This is a genomic window from Brenneria tiliae (assembly GCF_023347575.1).
GTDB lineage: Bacteria > Pseudomonadota > Gammaproteobacteria > Enterobacterales > Enterobacteriaceae > Brenneria > Brenneria corticis.
Genome location: NZ_JAKPCB010000018.1, coordinates 1 through 245 on the forward strand (window position 1 = coordinate 1; position 245 = coordinate 245).

The following is a 245-nucleotide window of genomic DNA, read 5'->3' on the forward strand; positions in this document are numbered from 1 at the left end:
CTACTCTCACATGGGGAGACCCCACACTACCATCGGCGCTACGGCGTTTCACTGCTGAGTTCGGCATGGGGTCAGGTGGGACCACCGCGCTATCGCCGCCAGGCAAATTCGTTTTATTCCAACCGTTACAGTTTTCTCTGCAACCATCAGAACCAATCCACGAACAAGCTGAAATATCTGAGTCGCTCTCAAAACACCTTCGGTGTTGTAAGGTTAAGCCTCTCGGGTCATTAGTACCGGTTAGC

Annotated in this window: 1 rRNA gene; it reads right to left on the bottom strand. The window is 52.2% G+C overall.

Going from position 1 to position 245, the window contains the following annotated elements:
- Positions 1-103, bottom strand: a 5S ribosomal RNA gene (gene rrf / locus MFP24_RS00080); the annotation flags it as partial.
- Positions 104-245 lie beyond the last annotated feature (142 nt).